Raw genomic sequence first — 15,792 nt, forward strand, 5'->3', positions numbered from 1 at the left:
TGGCGCGTGAAGCGCGCTCATCCAATTTGCGAATTGCAACGCACTGGCTCAAGGCAGGGACGCTGTGACCGATCATCCCACCCCCGACGCCCCGACCGAGACCGACGCCGCCGCGGAAATCGCGCCCGCGTTCAATGCTGACGTGCCCCACGCGACGCCCGAGCGCCCGCTGAGCGAAGCCGCGCGCCGCGCCTTGCTGGAGGCGGCCGAACGTCGCGCCGCCGCCGATCAGGCCGACCTTGCGACCGAACACGGCGGCCCGCGCGGTCCGGAACCCACCCGGTACGGCGACTGGGAGAAGAAGGGCCTCGCGGTCGACTTCTGATCGCGGCGAACGGATCTGACCGAACGGCGTTAACTGTGTCGTTCAGGAGAGCCCTTCCATGATCCGCACCTTCGCCGCCCTCGCCGCCGTCTCCATTCTGGCCTGCGCCGGCGCCGCCTCAGCCCAGACCTTCGCCCCGTCGTGGGGGCAGCCGGTCTATCTCGACGCCTGGGGTCGCCCGGTCGGCGGCACGCCGCTTTCGGAGGTCGAAACCCGGTCCTACCTCGAGACGGGTCGCTGGGCCGACGGCTATCACGAGCGGCCCTACGTCTACGTCCCCGGTCAGGCGTCGTCCTATCGTTACGACGGATATCGGTCCGGCTATCGCTATGGCCATGGCTGGCGTGATCGGGGCCAGAGCCGGCCCTACCAAGGCTATCGCGACGAGTGGGGCTACAACGATGATCGCGCCCGGTCCGGTCGGCAAGGCTATGTGAATCGCGGGCGTTATCGTGACGCCGACGCCCCTTACTTCTACGACCGGTAGGGCTGAACAGGGTTAAATTGGCCCCTCTCCGGGGAATACCGGTGATCGGTCTCGCGCCTGCGGTGCAAGCGCGGGCCTTCTGGTTTCCAGCGTCGATAACGGCTCCTGAAACGGAGTCCGTCACATGCGCAGGTTCACCGCGGCCGTCGGCGCCGCCCTTCTCGTTCTGGTCGCCGGCCCCGCCCTCGCCGGAGAGCGCGACGGTCGCGGCGGCGGACATCACCCGCAGCCGCCCCAGCCCCCGCGCCCCGCGCCATGCTGCCACCACGGCGGCGGCAATACGAACGTGAACGTCAACGTAAACGCCCAGGCGAGCGCGCAGGCCTATGCCTCGGCCGGGTCGTACTTCAACGCCCGCGCCTATGACGTCGGATCGATCCGCGGTCATGGCGGCTACGGCGGCGTGATCTACACCGGTGGTGGCTACGGCGGGGATGCCGGCGCCTACGTCGGCGGTGGCGCGATCTATGACGAGCGCGCGCGGGAAGGTCCGGCCTGCCCGTCGGCTCCGTTCGGCTACATCGTCACCGGTATGGGGCGCGACGAACGCCGCCCGAGCTGGTGCGGTTATCGCGGTCGCGACGACGGTTACGACCGCGGCGGCCGCTACGGTTACAGCACCCGGCACGAGAGCTACGAGGAAAGCCGCTACGAGTACCGCGAGCGGTACGAGGAATACGGCGCCTCGGCCTACTACGAGGACCGCGGCGATTATGCCTACGACGGCTACGACCGCGACTACGACCGGGGTTGCGACTGCCGTCGGGATCGGGATCCGGCGCCCTATCCGCCGCCTTACCTGCCCGAGCCCCCGCGTTATGACCCGCCGCGCCGTCCGGCGCCGGATCGCGGCCACTACCGCCCGCACCGCGAGGAGTTGCCGCGCCAGATCTATCGTCAGGAGCCCGGCGAGCGGGGCTGAGATCAGATCAGGGCGATCGATTCCGCGATCGCCAGCGCTGCCTCACGCGGATCGGCCGCGGCCGTGATCGGGCGACCCACCACCAGATGGGTCGCGCCGTCCCGCAGGGCCTGCTCCGGCGTCGCGGCGCGGCTCTGGTCGTCCATCGCTGCACCGACGGGCCGGATGCCCGGCGTCACGATCAGAAAGTCCGGACGACCGGCGGCCGTGGCGATCTCGCGAACGCGCCGCGCTTCCTGCGGGCTGGACACGACCCCGTCGATCCCGGCGTCCAGCGCCTGACGCACCCGCAGTTCGACCAGTTCGGCCGGCGACAGGCTGTGGTCGTCGGCGGCCACGTCCTCGGCGGACAGGCTGGTCAGGACAGTCACGCCCAGCACCTTCAGGCCTGAACCCTCGGCGCCGCGGCGCGCTGCAGTCATGACCTGCGGCCGGGCATGCACCGTCAGCAGATCGCAGCCGGCGCCCGCCAGACCTGCGGCGGCCTTCTCCACCGTCGCGCCGATGTCGTGCAGCTTCCAGTCCAGGAAGACCCGGCGCCCGTCGCCCTTCAGGGCGCGGGCCAAGCTCATGCCGTCCGTGGCGAACAGCTGCAGGCCGATCTTGTAGAAACCAACGGCGTCCTGAACCCGGTCGACCAGTGCGCGGGCCTCGTCGGTGGTCGGGACGTCCAGCGCGCAGATCAGCCGCGGGTCCGGCTCACGGTTCGGCGCGACGTCGACAGTAAGGGCGTGGTCGGTCATCGACGGACTCCGGCGAACCGGCTAGACCTTGGGCAGGAGGGCTGCGCGCGTGTCGCCGGTCGGGGTTTTCAGGGGCGAGGTCAGCACATGGACGCGGTCGAACTGGGGGTCAACCTGTTCGTGATCCTGTTCGCCCTGCTCGATCCGATCGGCAATCTGCCGATCTTCGCAGCGGCGACGGCGGGAGCTTCTCTCAAGCAGCGCGTGGCCGTGTCGTGGTGGGTCTGCCTGTTCGCGGCCGTGTTCATGGTGCTGATCTTCTTCACCGGCCTGTGGACCCTGCAGTTCTTCGGCATCTCCATGGCCGCCTTCCGGATCGCGGGCGGCATCCTGCTGTTGCTGCTCGGCCTCGAGATGGCGCGCGGGGATTTCATCTCCAGCTTCGTCGACAAGGACGCCGCCAGCGATCTGGCCGACGTGCGCGGTTACGCCAAGCGTCGCTTCCAGCGACTGGTCGTGCCGTTCGCCATTCCGCTGATGATCGGGCCGGGCGCGATCTCGGCCATCATCATCCAGGCGGGTGAGGCCGCCAAGCTGGGGCCGACGGGCACCGCCGCCTCCATGGTCGCCATCGCCGCGGCGTGCGTGGTCACCTTCCTCTGCTTCGCCCTGACCGGGCCGATCAGCCGCCTGCTGGGCGAGGTCGGGCTGGCCATCGTCGTGCGTGTGCTGGGCCTGATCCTGTGTGCCCTGGCCATCCAGTTCATCCTGATGGGACTGGGCGAAGCGCTGCCGGGCATGATCAGCACCGGGGTCATCACCCCCTATCCGAGCGGCGGTCACTGACGACACGAAAAGTGGGGAGGGGGCAATGGACGGATCGCCGGGGCTCAGGCCCCACGGCATGCATGACTGGCAAAGACTCGACGCCTTCGTCGACGCCGCCTTCGCCTTCGCCGTCTCCCTGCTGATTATCAGCGGGACCGAGCCTTTGGCCTCGTTCGAGGACCTGTCGAGGGCGCTGGCGCGGACCCCGGCCTTCGCCTTCGGCTTCGGCCTGATCGTCCTGTTCTGGCTGTCGCACCGGACGTGGTCGAAGCTCAGCCCGGCGCGCAACGGATGGACCACGGCGCTCAGCCTGATGCTGGTCTTCACGATCCTGGTCTTCGTCTTCCCCCTGCGCCTGCTGACGGAGACGGCGACCCACTTCATCTCCGGCGGCGTCCTGCCCGGTGGCGGACTGATGAGCGACATCGCCGACCTGCGTTGGACCTATGCGATCTACGGCGCGGGCTTCGCCCTGCTGTCGGGCTTGAACGTGCTCCTGTTCCGGCAGGCGGCGCGGGCCCTGTCGGTCGGCTCTCCGAACCGCAAGGCGGCGGACCAGTGGTGGGTCACCTGGACCTTGTCGGCGGGGGCAGGCCTGTTGTCGGCCGCGATCGCCCTGACGCCCCTGTTGGCCGCCGCGCCCTGGCTGCCTGGCGTGACCTACAACATCATTCCGCTGGGGCTTCTGCTGATCCTGAGACGCAGCAGGGCGAAGCCGCCCGTCGCCTGATCAGAGGTTCAAGGCCGCGCGGATGTCGCGCCAGTCGACGTATTTGAAGTTCTGGGTCCCGACGTCGTTCACGTCGTCCTGAATGACGACCACGCCTTCCGGGAAGGCCTCGCCGACCGGCCCGCCCAGCGCGTCCAGACCGTCCGTGCCGGTGATGCCGTCGACGGCGCCGTCAGTGACCACGAACCGGCCCTTCAGCACGGGCGCCGGGCCGTCGATGCGCCAGACCGGGAAGGTCGAGTCGCCCTGGCTGGAGCCGATCAGATAGCGGGCGTCGCCGTCGTGCAGGACCGTCAGCCCCTCCAGATCGGCGACGATCACGCCCGGCGCGATCGGCTGGATCAGGGTGCGGCGGTCGCCCGTCGCCGGATCCAGATCGTAACGCCACAAGCCGACGTTCTCCTCGCCGATGAACAGCGAGCCGCTGGCTTCGTCTGCAGCGCAGCCTTCCGAGATGCTGCCGATCTCCGCGCGTCTGACCTCGCGTGATACCGGCTGCCCGTCTGCGCCGACGGTCAGCACGAACTGGCGCAGTTCGCCCTCGTGTCCCACCAGCACGGCGTGCACCTCGGCGCCGCGACGGGCGAAGCAGAAGCCGTAGGGCTCGACCACGTCCGTCGCGATCCGGCCCCAAGGTCTGACAGCGTTGTCGCCTTCACCGGCCGGGTCGAACAGATACAGCGAGATGCCGGTCCTGCCCGGCGTCCGGTCGCTGGCCCCCAGAACCACCTGCGGCCGCCCGCCGACGCTCAGCCCCTCGACCACATCGACATTGTTCAGCAGGCCCTCGGGCAGGAATTGCAGGATCTTCCCGTCCAGACCGTAGATGTAGAGCCCGGCCTTTTTGTCGGTGCCGGCGACGAAGCCCGGCGTCTCAACCCCGCCGATCCGCACCGGCGTCGCCGAGGCCCAGATGGCGGGATCGTCGGCGGCGTCCTCGCCGGCCGTGCCGACCGACGGCGTCTCCAGCGGCGCCTGCACCGGCGCGCCCTGTCCGACCACGCCCTCGCCCTCGCCCTGGTAGTCGACCTCGCGCGTGGCGCAGGCAGCGACGACTAGCGCGGCGATGGCGACGAGGGTGGTGTTCCGGATCAATCTGGAGGTCATCTGAACAGGTCCCCGCGTATTGCCGCGCTGATCGTCGAGGCCCTGCGATCCGTCAACGGCGCTCCCGCGACGATTTTGCAGCGGTTCCGCGACGCTTGGTCCGTGTCGGGAGGGATCGTCGCTTTCCTGTCCGCAAACCGAGAAGCCAGCGTCGCTGTTCCGTCGCCTTGGCGTCGTCGGCTCGCTGTAACGGGCCGGTCCCATGGCCCGAGCCGAAACGCGCCGGGAATGGGGATCATCGAAATGAAGCTTCACCTGTTGATGGGCGCCAGCCTTGCGACGCTCGCCTTCGTCAGTCCGGCCATGGCCGCCAATGACGAGGTCGCCGCCGCCGTCTCGACCGCGCCGACCGTTTACGGCCGCGTCATCAACGCCGACGGCGCGCCGCTGCCGGGCGCCGAGATCATCGTCCGCGAGACCGGCCAGCGCGCCGTCTCAGACGCCCAGGGCCAGTTTGTCCTGAACGTTCGCGAGGGCTCCTCGACCTTCGACGTTCGCTACCTCGGCCTGCCGACCGCGACCCAGACCGTTTCGGCTGTCGGTGGCGAAGCAGTCAGCCTGTCGGTCACCCTCGGCGCCGACGCCTCCAACCTCGGCGAAGTCATCGTCACGGGTGTGATCACCGACGGCGTCGCCCGTTCGCTGAACCAGCAACGCAACGCGGACGGCACGGTGAACGTCCTGTCGGCCGACGCCATCGGCCGCTATCCGGATCCGAACGTCGCCGAGTCGCTCCAGCGCGTCCAGGGCATCGCCATCCAGCGCGACCAGGGTGAGGGCCGTTACATCAACGTGCGCGGTGCTCCTGCAGCCTTCACCGCAGTTTCAGTCGATGGGGTCGCCGTTCCGGCCGTCAGCCCGACGACGCGCGCGGTCGACCTGGATACCCTGCCCAGCGATATCGTTTCGAGCGTGGAAGTCTCCAAGACCCTGCTTCCCAGCCAGGACGCCGACTCGATCGCCGGCGCCGTCGACATCCGCACCCGCTCGCCCTTCGATCGCCGCCGCTTCGCGGTTAGCGGCTACGCCGGCGGCAGCTACAACGACTACGGCGGCTCCGACACCCGTGCGGGCGCAACCATCTCGAACGTCTTCGGTCCGAACCAGACCTTCGGCGCGCTGGTCTCGCTCAGCTATTCGGAGACCAACCGTCGCCCCGACAACGTCGAGAACGCCTGGATTTTCGATACCCGCCCGCTGATCGGCGCCGCCGTCAATCCGGCCTTCAATCACTACGTGATCGAGGAATCGCTGTTCAAGGACTACGAAACTCAGCGTACCCGCCAGGCTCTGAGCGGTGCTCTGGAATGGCGCCCGAACGACAACCTGCGCGCATGGCTGCGAGGCTCGTTCGCCGAGTTCAACGATAACGAATACCGCGACACCCTGCGCTTCACCTATGCGGACGGTAATCCGAGCGGTACGGTCACGGATCAGACGGCGACCTACACAGGCGCCCGCATCTACAAGGCTCTGCGTCACCGCGAGCAGGACAACAAGATCACCACCCTGAACACCGGGGGCGAGTATACCTTCGCCAACGGCGGCGTTCTGGACGCCACCCTGGCCTGGGCGCACAGCGAGCAGACCTACCCCCATCGGGACGAACTGGTTTACCGCTCGGGATCGCAGACCCTTAGCTACGACACCTCAGGCAGCCACTACTATCCGACCTATTCGGCGTTCGGTTCCACGTACTATCAGACGCCGACGAGCTATACCTTCCGCGAGAACACGTTCCGCTCGAACACGACCGATCAGGAAGATGTCTCGTTCCGGATGAACTACGAGCTGCCGACAGTCATTGCCGGTCGCGACGTCACCCTGCGGTTCGGCGCCAAATACAGCACCCGTGACGTCGTCGCCGATGAGGAGCGTTACCGCGACCGCACCACCACGGCTCCGGTGAACCCGGGTCTGCTGGCTCCGCTGCTCAGCGACCGCCCGTCGCAGAACTATGACTACAATCTCGGCGTCAAGTTCGACCACGGTCTGGTCAGTGACTATCTGGCCGCCATCCGTGCGACCTCGACCAACGCCGCTTCACGCCGGATTCCGCAGTCGTGGACCGCGGACTACACCGCGAACGAGGACATCCTGTCGGCCTACGGCCAGGCGCGTCTCGACATCGGGGCCACCAACGTCCTGATCGGTCTGCGCATTGAGCAGACCGACTTCGAGGCCGGTTCGTTCCGCGCCCTCGCGGTGCCGGCGGCTACTCCGGGAGCTGTGCAGGGCTACATCCAGACTCCGACGGCGATGCAGACGGATCGGACGGACTTCTTCCCGAACCTCACGGTCCGTCACAGCTTCAACGAGGATCTGATCGGCCGCTTCGCCCTGACGCGCTCGATCTCGCGTCCGGACTACGTCGATGTCGTGCCGCGCGTCCTTGAGACGACCGACGGCGGCGTTACGACTGTCTCGCGCGGCAATCCGAACCTTGAGGCGACCTTGTCGAACAACATCGACGCCGGTCTCGAGTACTACCTGCGTCCGCTGGGCGTGGTCTCGGTCAACGCCTTCTACAAGGACCTGTCGGACTTCCGGTACACCCTGATCACCAATGGCGCGCCCTATCTGACGGGTGTCGCCAACATCACCGAAAGCCTGAACGCGCCCGACGGTCACCTGGCCGGCATCGAGTTCAACTGGCAGCAGACCTTCGACTTCCTGCCGGGCTGGATGTCGGGCTTCGGCGTGTTCGCCAACTACACGGTCACCGACGCCGAGATCAAAACCAGCAACAGCTACGGTGTGGCGGGTCAGCAGCGGAACACCTTCGTTCTGCCGGGCCAGTCGGACACGCTCTACAATGCGGCGCTGTTCTACGAGAAGCACGGCTTCAGCGCCCGTCTCTCGTACACGCACCGCAGCGAGTTCCTCGAAGCGATCAACGCCGATCGCGCCGGACTGGACCTCTGGGTCGAGGGTCGCGGACAACTCGACTTCACGACCAGCTACGACTTCGGCAACGGCATCGAGCTGTTCGGGGAGGCCAAGAATCTGACCGACTCGGCCGGCGTTCGCTACTATGGCGTCCGCGAGCGGACGTATGAGTACGAGAAGTTCGGCTACAACATCTTCATGGGCGTTCGCTTCAAGCTCTGAGGCCTGCGTGTGATGCTTTGAACGAGGGCCGGGCGGCGACGTCCGGCCCTTTTTCGTCGCCGAACGCGAAAAGGTTAATGGCCAAGCTGGACCGTTTTCGGGAGTGTGGTTAGGTCGCTTCGGGGGCGAGCGCGGGCCGGAACGGTTCGCCGTTTGCAAGGTGTCTCCCGAAGCGGCGCGACGGCGCCAGAACGGGACAGTCAGGTCGAATGTTTCTCGAAGGCCAGATCAACTGGATGTGGGTGCTGGGCGCACTGGCGGCGGTCGGCTGGGCCATCGGTCTGGTTGCGTTGTGGTTCGCGGTCCGCAAGGGCACGCAGCACGTCAGCGCGACCGATCAACTGGATCTGATCCAGCGGGTCGCCGAGGATTCCCAGAAGCGTCTGTTCGAGACGCTGAACGCCATTCCGGTGGCGCTGGTCGAGACCGATCGTCAGGGCAAATTCGTTTTCGCCAACCGCGCGGCGCACCAGCTTTTGGGCCGTCGTGACGCCGAGCTGATCGGTCTGCGCTTCCATTCCGCCACCTGGGGCATCACCTTCCCGGACGGTCGTCCGGTGCCGCCGGATCTCTTGCCCAGCGCCCGCGCCCTGCGCGGCCAGACGGTGAAGGGGTTCCAGCATCTGATGGCCAATCCGGCGACGCGCCGGAAGATGACGGTCGCCGTCACCGCCATGCCGATCGAGAACGAACTGGGCCAGATCACCGGCTCGACCGCCGCCATCGTCGAGATCGAGGGCCTTCAGACGCCAGAGATCGTCATGCCGGATCTGCCGGTGGTCGTCGAGGTCGCGCCGACAGCCGTTGTCGATGACATCACGCGCCGGGTGTTCGACGCCGCCTCCAGCGCCCTGGTCGTGGTCGGCGCCGATGGCGTGGTGCGCGAGGCCAACCGAACCGCCATGCTGGTGCTCGGCCGCGACAGCGCCGACGGCGATTTCGCCGACCTGTTCCTCGCCGATGACGAACGCGTCGAGGGTCGTCAGGCCCTGCGCGCCGCGCTCGCCGCACCGGCGGGCGAGGCTGAGGCCTTCGTGTCCCGAAACGGGGCGCCGGAGGGTATTCGCTGGAACATGCTGCCTCTGACCGACGCAGAGGGTGCAGTCGACGCCGTCCTTCTGGCGGGAGAGCGCGCGGAAGCGGTCGAGGCGATCGCGGCTCCGGCCGAGGTCGAGCCGTCCGAAGACATCGCGATCCCGGCCGCGCCCGAGCCGGTGGTGATTGTCGACGAAGCTCTGAAGCTTGAGGCCGAAGCCGCTCGCGCCGAGGCCGAAGCCGCTCTGGCGGACGCGGCTGCAGCCCGCGCCGAGGCGGACGCCGCCCATGCCGCAGCCCGCAAGGCGACCGAGGACGCCGAGGCCGAACTGCGTGGCGTTCGTCGCATGGAGAATGTCGGCCGCCTGACAGGCGGCCTGGCCCACGATTTCAACGCCCTGCTGGGCGTCATGACGGGCGCCCTGGACATGATGCTGCGTCAGGCCGACGACCCCGCACGGGTCCGTCGTCTGGGCGAGGCCGCCCTGTCGGCCGGTCGCCGCGGCGAGGACCTGACCCGCCGCCTGACCGCCTTCTCGCAGGGCGATGACGAGCCGGTGTTGCGGGTGCTGGACGCCGGCGTTCTGCTGCGCGGCATGGAAACCCGCCTGCGCGCGCTCGCCGGGCCGGGTGTCGACCTGATGATCGAGGGACCTCTACAGGCGTCGCCAGTTCGTCTGGACCCGGTCGCCTTCGAGGGCGCGGTCAAGGCGCTGACCCAGAACGCTGTCGACGCAGTGGGGCAGGGCGGCTCTGTCGCCGTGCGACTGGAGAACCTGATGGAAGGCGGCTTGCGGCTCAGCGTCCGCGACTCCGGCCCCGGGATGGATCGCGAACTGGCCGCCCGCGCCATCGAGCCCTTCTTCACCACCCGTGACGGCGCTGCCGGGCTGGGCCTGTCGCAGGCCTATGCCTTCGCCCGTCAGTCTGGCGGCGTCCTGTCCATCGACAGTGCGCCCGGCGAAGGCGCGGAGATCTCGGTGACCCTGCCACAAGCCGCCTGAGGCGAGTTCGCTATCGACGTTCGGTGATCGGGGTATAAAACGTTAACGACGTTTCCCGGGAGGACGGCCATGAAGGCCCTGCGTTTCATCATCGTTCTGGTCGTGCTCGGCTATGCCGGCTGGCTGGCCTGGCCCTTCATCCAGCCGCTGATCTTTGGTGGCCCCGGCGTCGCCGAGGTCGCGGCCGAAGCCAATGCCGAGGCGGGCGGGGACCTGTTCGGGCTGATCCCGGCTTGGGCCTTCTGGGCCGGCGCTGTGGTCCTCTACCTCGTTGCGGCCCTGATGCTGGGGTCGGGCAACCCGAAGGCGGCCACCGCCTACTTCCTCGGTTTCCTCGCCGACGCAGCCCTGCGGCTGGCGCTGGATCAGAACGGCGGATCGGGCGACATCGCCGCTCGCTCGACCGGCCCGACCACGATGGCCGCACCGGAATCCATCACTTCCAGCCTGCCGGTTGATCCGCTGTGGCTGGTGCTGGGCGCCCTCCTGGTGCTTGGCATCCTGGTGGTCGTCGCCAGCCGACGTATCCGGCGCAAACGGGTCGCGGGCCAGTTCGCCTACTAAGGTCGTCCATGGTCGCCGGTTTCGCCCGGCGCTGTTCGTGACTAGATGTGGTTGACCCAACCGGGCGGGCCGCTAGGTTCCGCCCGCCTCCCCGCGCCCACGTTTCAGACACGAGAGATCCCATGGCCGAAGCCGCAACCTATGACGTCGTCATCATCGGCGGCGGGCCGGGCGGCTACAACGCCGCGATCCGCGCCGGCCAGCTGGGCCTCAAGGCCGCCTGCGTCGAGATGCGCGACACCCTCGGCGGCACCTGCCTGAACGTCGGCTGCATGCCGTCCAAGGCCCTGCTTCACGCCTCGGAACTGTTCGAGGTCGCCAACAAGGAGTTCGCCACCCTCGGCATCGAGGTCGGTACGCCCAAGGTGAACCTGCCCCAGATGATGGCGCAGAAGGCCGACAGCGTCGGTCAGCTGACCAAGGGCATCGAGTTCCTGTTCAAGAAGAACAAGATCGATTGGGTGAAGGGCAAGGGCAAGATCGCCGGCGCCGGCAAGGTCGAGGTGACCGCCGCCGACGGCACGGTCACGACCCTGACCGCGAAGGACATCGTCATCGCCACCGGCTCCGAGCCGACCCCGCTGCCGGGCGTCGACTTCGTCGAGGGCAAGGTGATCGACTCGACCGGCGCCCTGTCGCTGTCGGCCGTGCCGAAGAAGCTGATCGTCATCGGCGCCGGCGTGATCGGCCTCGAGCTGGGTTCGGTCTGGCGTCGCCTGGGCGCCGAAGTGACCGTGGTCGAGTTCCTCGACAAGGTCGGCGCCGGCATGGATGCCGAAGTCGCCACCGCCTTCCAGCGCGGCCTGACCAAACAGGGCATGACGTTCAAAATGGGCGCCAAGGTCACCGCCGCGAAGACCGGCAAGGACGGTGTCGAGCTGACGCTGGAACCCGCCGCCGGCGGCGCCGCCGAGACCCTGAAGGGCGATGTGGTTCTGGTCGCCATCGGCCGCCGTCCCTACACGGCCGGCCTGGGTCTGGAGACCGTCGGCATCGAGACCGACAAGCGTGGCTTCCTGGTCAACGACCACTTGAAGACCGGCAAGGACGGCGTCTGGGTCATCGGCGACGTGACCCACGGCCCGATGCTGGCGCACAAGGCCGAGGAAGAGGCCGTGGCCGTGATCGAATACATTGCCGGCAAGGCGGGCCACGTCGACTACGACCTGGTCCCCAGCGTCATCTACACCGGCCCGGAAGTGGCCTGGGTCGGCAAGACCGAGGAGCAGCTGAAGACCGCGGGCGTCGAGTTCCGGAAAGGGAAATTCCCCTTCGCCGCCAACAGCCGCGCCAAGATCAATCACGAGACCGAGGGCTTCGTGAAGATCCTCGCCGATGCGAAGACCGACAAGGTTCTGGGCGTCCACATCTATGGCCCGCAGGCCGGCGAGATGATCGGCGAGGCCTGCATCGCCATGGCCTTCGGCGCGGCTTCGGAAGACATCGCCCGCACCTGCCACGCACACCCGACCCGCTCGGAAGCCGTCAAACAGGCCGCCATGGGCGTCGACGGCTGGACGATGCAGGCCTGATCAGGCGTTCAGCTCGTCCTCGATGGTTCGCGTCGTCTGCCGACGCAGCCCCTCGAACACCACGCGGTTGGCCGGGAAGTCCAGGGTGACTTCCCGGAACCGACCCAGCAGGTCCGCGCCGATCAACAGGGCCGGCTCGTCCGCAAGGCCGAGGGTGTTGAAGCAATGCAGATCGGCGAACAGCAGGGGCGTCGGCCCCAGCCGCGACGGCCCCAGTCTCAGGTCGTCCACGCGAGCCAGGTCCGCCTGAAGGCTCTGCCCCGTAACCCCGAACAGGGGAATGGTGCGAACAAACCGGCCGCTACGGACCCGACGCGCTGCCATCGCCTGTCTCAGGGCATGATTGCCGATGGAGTATTGCGCCCCGCTGTCGATGAAGGCGGCGACCGGCTGGCCCTCCACCACCACCTCGGTCAGGATCAGTTGCCCGAAGCGTCCCCGGATTGCGCGCACGCCGTTGCGCCGCAGTCGGGAGCCGATCGACATGGTGCCGCCCATCACGACGGTCAGGCCCGGAAGGGTCAGGCTGGCGGTCATGCGTGACACATTGAACTTCAGCTTGAACCGACCGAGGGCGTCCAGGCCGATCAGACCGTCCGCGCCCAGCTGATCGCGCGGCAGGATCGGGCAGCGGAGATTGTTGAACGGAATCCCGCTGACATGGAGCCGGCTGACGGCCGCACTCTGAACCACGCTGGCGGTGGTGATCCCGTGAACGATCATTGGGGGGCCGGCCGGCAGATTCAGTTGAGCGGCGACCGTGTCCGCGATCGAGGTGGCGCCGGCGCCGGTGTCGACCACGAAGGTGAACGGCCCGCGATTGTTGATCATCACCTCGGCGCCGACCCGGGTGAACAGATTGGCCAGCAACTGGATCGGCTGCTCCGGGCCGTCCGCGCCCGGCGACGGTTCCTGTCCCGCAATGGCCGGCCATGCCAGCCCGCTCGTGGTCAGGCCTGCGGCCAACCCGGTCAGAACCAGTCTCCGGTCGACCCCTCTGGCGTGGTCTGTCCCGATCACGACCGCCTCCCCGTGCGGTTACATCCGAGACACTCTAGGCGCCGATCGGTTTCCGGTGCGAGTCCGACGCGATCAGTGTTCGGTGATTGCGATCAGGCCCGCGGGTGGGCCGACGAATAAGCGTCCAGCAGGCGTTCCGCATCGACGGCCGTGTATTTCTGCGTCGTCGAAAGGCTGGCGTGTCCCAACAGTTGCTGGATCGAGCGCAGGTCGGCCCCGGCGCCCAGCAGATGGGTCGCGAAGCTGTGGCGCAGGGCGTGGGGCGTGGCGCTGGCGGGCAGGCCCAGCCGTCCCCGCAATCTCTGCATCGCCGCCTGCACCTGTCGCGGTCCCAGCACGCCGCCGCGCTTGGCCCGGAACAGGGCGTCCTCCGGCGCCAGCGGGAAGGGAAGCAGGGCCAGATAAGCGTCGATCGCTTCGGCCACGGCCGGCAGGACCGGCGCCAGCCGCTCCTTGCCCCCCTTGCCGGTGATCCGCAGCGCCTCGGGCAGGGGCGCGTCGGCCCGCGTCAGCGACAGGCCTTCCGAGATCCGCAGCCCACAGCCGTACAGCAGGGTGAGCACAGCCCGATCCCGCGCCGCCTCCCATGGCTCGATGTCCGGATCGGCCTCGGTCTCCTGCAACAGGCCGCGCGCCTGATCCTCGGTCACCGGCCGGGGCAGGGTGGGCTTCAGGCGCGGCCCCTTCACGAGGGCGAGTTGAGGCGCATCCACGCCGCAGCGCCGGTCCAGCCAGCCGTGGAAGGCCCGGATCGCCGACAGGGTCTGGCTGATCGAGCGACCGTTCAGCGGGCGGTCGCCGCTGCGCCGCTCGGCCAGATGGGCGCGCAGTTCGGCGGCGGTGACGGTCCCCAGGTCGCGCAGGCCCAGCGCCTCGCCACGATGGCGCGCCATGAAGGTCAAATACAGCCGGCCGATATGGCCATAGGCCTCCAGCGTCCGGGGCGACAGGCGGCGCTCGTGCGCCAGATGCTGCAGCCAGGCGTCGAGCGCCTGATCGGCCGTGGTCAGCTGAGGATCGGCCATCGCTCGGCCGTGCGCTCGACCACGCGCGCGATGAAGGCGACCAGTTCGCACCCCATGCTGGGCGTGAAGCCGTCCTCGTCGGGTGACCCGAAGGCGCAGATGGCGTGGCGCGCCGGCGTCTCCGAGCCCGGGAAATGCGGGGCCATGCGGATCACGGCGACCGACTTCACCTCGGCCTCGGCCGCGCCGAACAGGTCCAGCCCCTCGAAATTCGGTCCCAGCCAGGTCAGGCCGTGGTCGCCCAGCAGGGCGTCGACGCCGCCGGCCTCCAGCGCCTTCCAGCCGAACGGCACGCCGCCGGGCTTCTCCAGCGCCACCGAGGCGCCGACCAGGCCGAACCGGCCCTGGGCCACGCCATCCAGCCTGCGCGACAGGTCCGTAGGGCTGCGCGCCTCCATCAGGTCCAGCGCCGCAACGTGGGTCTGGGTCTGGGCGGCGAAGTTGGCGCGGGCGATGGCCTCGATCCGCTTGCGGGCGTCGGCCTCGCGCTCGGCGGCCTCTTCCAGACGCGTCAGGGCGGCCTTGCCGAAGTCGACCACGTTTGGACCGGTTGACTTCAGTCCCAGCTCTTCCAGCAGGGACCGGTCCTCGGTCAGCAGGTCGGGGTGGGCCTGCAGCCAGTCGCGCACGCGCGGCCAGTGCAGATCGTCTTCGGTCGTCGAAAGAGGGTCGGTGGCGGTGCTCAACGACCCCTCCCGAGGGTCAGTACTAGAGGATGGACTGGCCGGTCTTGCCCCAGTCCGCAAGGAAGGCATCAAGCCCCTTGTCGGTTAACGGGTGCTTGACCAGGGCCTTGAAAACGTCCGCCGGCAGGGTCGCGGCGTCCGCTCCGGCCAGGGCCGCGGCCGAGACATGGGCCGGATTGCGGAGGCTGGCGGCCAGCACCTCGGTCTCGAAGCCGTGGATGTCGTACAGGGTGCGGATCTCTTCAAGCAGGCCCACGCCGTCGGCGCCGTGGTCTTCCAGACGGCCCACGAACGGCGAGATGAAGGTCGCGCCGGCCTTGGCGGCCAGCATGGCCTGGGCGGCCGAGAAGCACAGGGTGACGTTGGTCTTGATGCCCTTGTCCGCGAAGGCGCGGGTGGCGCGCAGGCCGTCCCAGGTCAGGGGCAGCTTCACGACCACGTTCGGAGCGATGGCGGCGAGCTTGTCGCCCTCCTTCACCATGGTCTCGAAATCGGTCGCGACGGCCTCCGCGGAGATCGGCCCCTCGACGAGGGCGCAAATCTCGGCGATGACCTCGGCGATGTTCCGGCCCGACTTTGCGATCAGCGACGGATTGGTGGTGACGCCGTCCACCATCCCGGTGGGCAGCATGTCCTTGATGACGGGGACTTCGGCGGTGTCGAGGAAGAGTTTCATGGGCGGGACATTTAGCGGGGGATGGGCTGGCGCGCGAGCCAAATCCTCCCCCATCGG

At 68.2% G+C, this 15,792-nt stretch carries 15 protein-coding genes; 9 read left to right on the forward strand and 6 right to left on the reverse strand.

Annotation, left to right across the window (positions count from 1 at the left end):
* Positions 1 to 64 precede the first annotated feature (64 nt).
* The 3 genes from ABDZ95_RS04370 (at position 65) to ABDZ95_RS04380 (ending at position 1,734) form a co-directional block, all read left to right on the forward strand.
* Positions 65 to 325: a DUF1674 domain-containing protein gene (locus ABDZ95_RS04370; RefSeq protein ID WP_343790941.1), complete on the forward strand. Its 261-nt coding sequence runs from the start codon at positions 65 to 67 to the stop codon at positions 323 to 325.
* Between the two features lie 58 nt (positions 326 to 383).
* Positions 384 to 812 (forward strand): hypothetical protein, encoded by a 429-nt coding sequence (locus tag ABDZ95_RS04375; protein WP_343790944.1) that lies wholly within the window; start codon positions 384 to 386, stop codon positions 810 to 812.
* A gap of 124 nt (positions 813 to 936) precedes the next feature.
* Positions 937 to 1,734 carry a hypothetical protein gene (locus ABDZ95_RS04380; protein ID WP_343790947.1) on the forward strand — a complete coding sequence of 266 codons (798 nt, stop codon included), beginning with the start codon at positions 937 to 939 and terminating at the stop codon, positions 1,732 to 1,734.
* A gap of 2 nt (positions 1,735 to 1,736) precedes the next feature.
* Here the strand turns inward: ABDZ95_RS04380 and pyrF are convergent, their stop codons facing one another.
* The gene (gene pyrF / locus ABDZ95_RS04385; RefSeq protein ID WP_343790950.1) at positions 1,737 to 2,477 is read right to left on the reverse strand and encodes an orotidine-5'-phosphate decarboxylase; all 741 of its coding nucleotides are present in this window, start codon (positions 2,475 to 2,477) and stop codon (positions 1,737 to 1,739) included.
* 87 nt (positions 2,478 to 2,564) lie between these two features.
* Here pyrF and ABDZ95_RS04390 point away from each other — a divergent pair, with 87 nt between their 5' ends.
* Both ABDZ95_RS04390 and ABDZ95_RS04395 read left to right on the forward strand, forming a co-directional pair.
* Positions 2,565 to 3,263 (forward strand): MarC family protein, encoded by a 699-nt coding sequence (locus ABDZ95_RS04390; RefSeq protein WP_343790953.1) that lies wholly within the window; start codon positions 2,565 to 2,567, stop codon positions 3,261 to 3,263.
* A 25-nt stretch (positions 3,264 to 3,288) separates the two neighbouring features.
* Positions 3,289 to 3,975, forward strand: a complete 687-nt coding sequence (locus tag ABDZ95_RS04395; RefSeq protein WP_343790956.1) for a TMEM175 family protein — start codon at positions 3,289 to 3,291, stop codon at positions 3,973 to 3,975.
* Here the strand turns inward: ABDZ95_RS04395 and ABDZ95_RS04400 are convergent, their stop codons facing one another.
* Positions 3,976 to 5,082 (reverse strand): phytase, encoded by a 1,107-nt coding sequence (locus tag ABDZ95_RS04400; protein WP_343790959.1) that lies wholly within the window; start codon positions 5,080 to 5,082, stop codon positions 3,976 to 3,978. It abuts the gene before it with no gap.
* A gap of 243 nt (positions 5,083 to 5,325) precedes the next feature.
* Between ABDZ95_RS04400 and ABDZ95_RS04405 the strand changes: the two genes are divergently transcribed.
* The 4 genes from ABDZ95_RS04405 (at position 5,326) to lpdA (ending at position 12,328) form a co-directional block, all read left to right on the forward strand.
* Positions 5,326 to 8,193, forward strand: a complete 2,868-nt coding sequence (locus ABDZ95_RS04405) for a TonB-dependent receptor (RefSeq protein ID WP_343790962.1) — start codon at positions 5,326 to 5,328, stop codon at positions 8,191 to 8,193.
* Positions 8,194 to 8,402: 209 nt separating this feature from the next.
* Entirely contained in the window at positions 8,403 to 10,232 is a 1,830-nt protein-coding gene (locus tag ABDZ95_RS04410) for a PAS domain-containing sensor histidine kinase (RefSeq protein WP_343790965.1), read from the forward strand.
* 69 nt (positions 10,233 to 10,301) lie between these two features.
* Positions 10,302 to 10,796 (forward strand): hypothetical protein, encoded by a 495-nt coding sequence (locus ABDZ95_RS04415; protein ID WP_343790968.1) that lies wholly within the window; start codon positions 10,302 to 10,304, stop codon positions 10,794 to 10,796.
* 122 nt (positions 10,797 to 10,918) lie between these two features.
* Complete coding sequence (gene lpdA, locus ABDZ95_RS04420; RefSeq protein WP_343790971.1) at positions 10,919 to 12,328, forward strand: dihydrolipoyl dehydrogenase; 1,410 nt, start codon at positions 10,919 to 10,921, stop codon at positions 12,326 to 12,328.
* Here the strand turns inward: lpdA and ABDZ95_RS04425 are convergent, their stop codons facing one another.
* The 4 genes from ABDZ95_RS04425 to fsa form a co-directional block, all read right to left on the reverse strand.
* Positions 12,329 to 13,348, reverse strand: a complete 1,020-nt coding sequence (locus tag ABDZ95_RS04425; RefSeq protein ID WP_343790974.1) for an aspartyl protease family protein — start codon at positions 13,346 to 13,348, stop codon at positions 12,329 to 12,331.
* A 92-nt stretch (positions 13,349 to 13,440) separates the two neighbouring features.
* Positions 13,441 to 14,373, reverse strand: coding sequence for a tyrosine recombinase XerC (locus ABDZ95_RS04430; RefSeq protein ID WP_343790977.1), 933 nt, complete (start codon positions 14,371 to 14,373; stop codon positions 13,441 to 13,443).
* On the reverse strand, positions 14,355 to 15,059 hold the full coding sequence (locus tag ABDZ95_RS04435; protein ID WP_343790980.1) for a DUF484 family protein: 705 nt from the start codon (positions 15,057 to 15,059) through the stop codon (positions 14,355 to 14,357). Before ABDZ95_RS04435 ends, ABDZ95_RS04430 begins: the two co-directional genes overlap by 19 nt.
* A gap of 22 nt (positions 15,060 to 15,081) precedes the next feature.
* Complete coding sequence (fsa, locus tag ABDZ95_RS04440; RefSeq protein WP_343790983.1) at positions 15,082 to 15,735, reverse strand: fructose-6-phosphate aldolase; 654 nt, start codon at positions 15,733 to 15,735, stop codon at positions 15,082 to 15,084.
* Between the last annotated feature and the right edge of the window lie 57 nt (positions 15,736 to 15,792).

This window comes from Brevundimonas kwangchunensis (assembly GCF_039523815.1).
Lineage (GTDB): Bacteria > Pseudomonadota > Alphaproteobacteria > Caulobacterales > Caulobacteraceae > Brevundimonas > Brevundimonas kwangchunensis.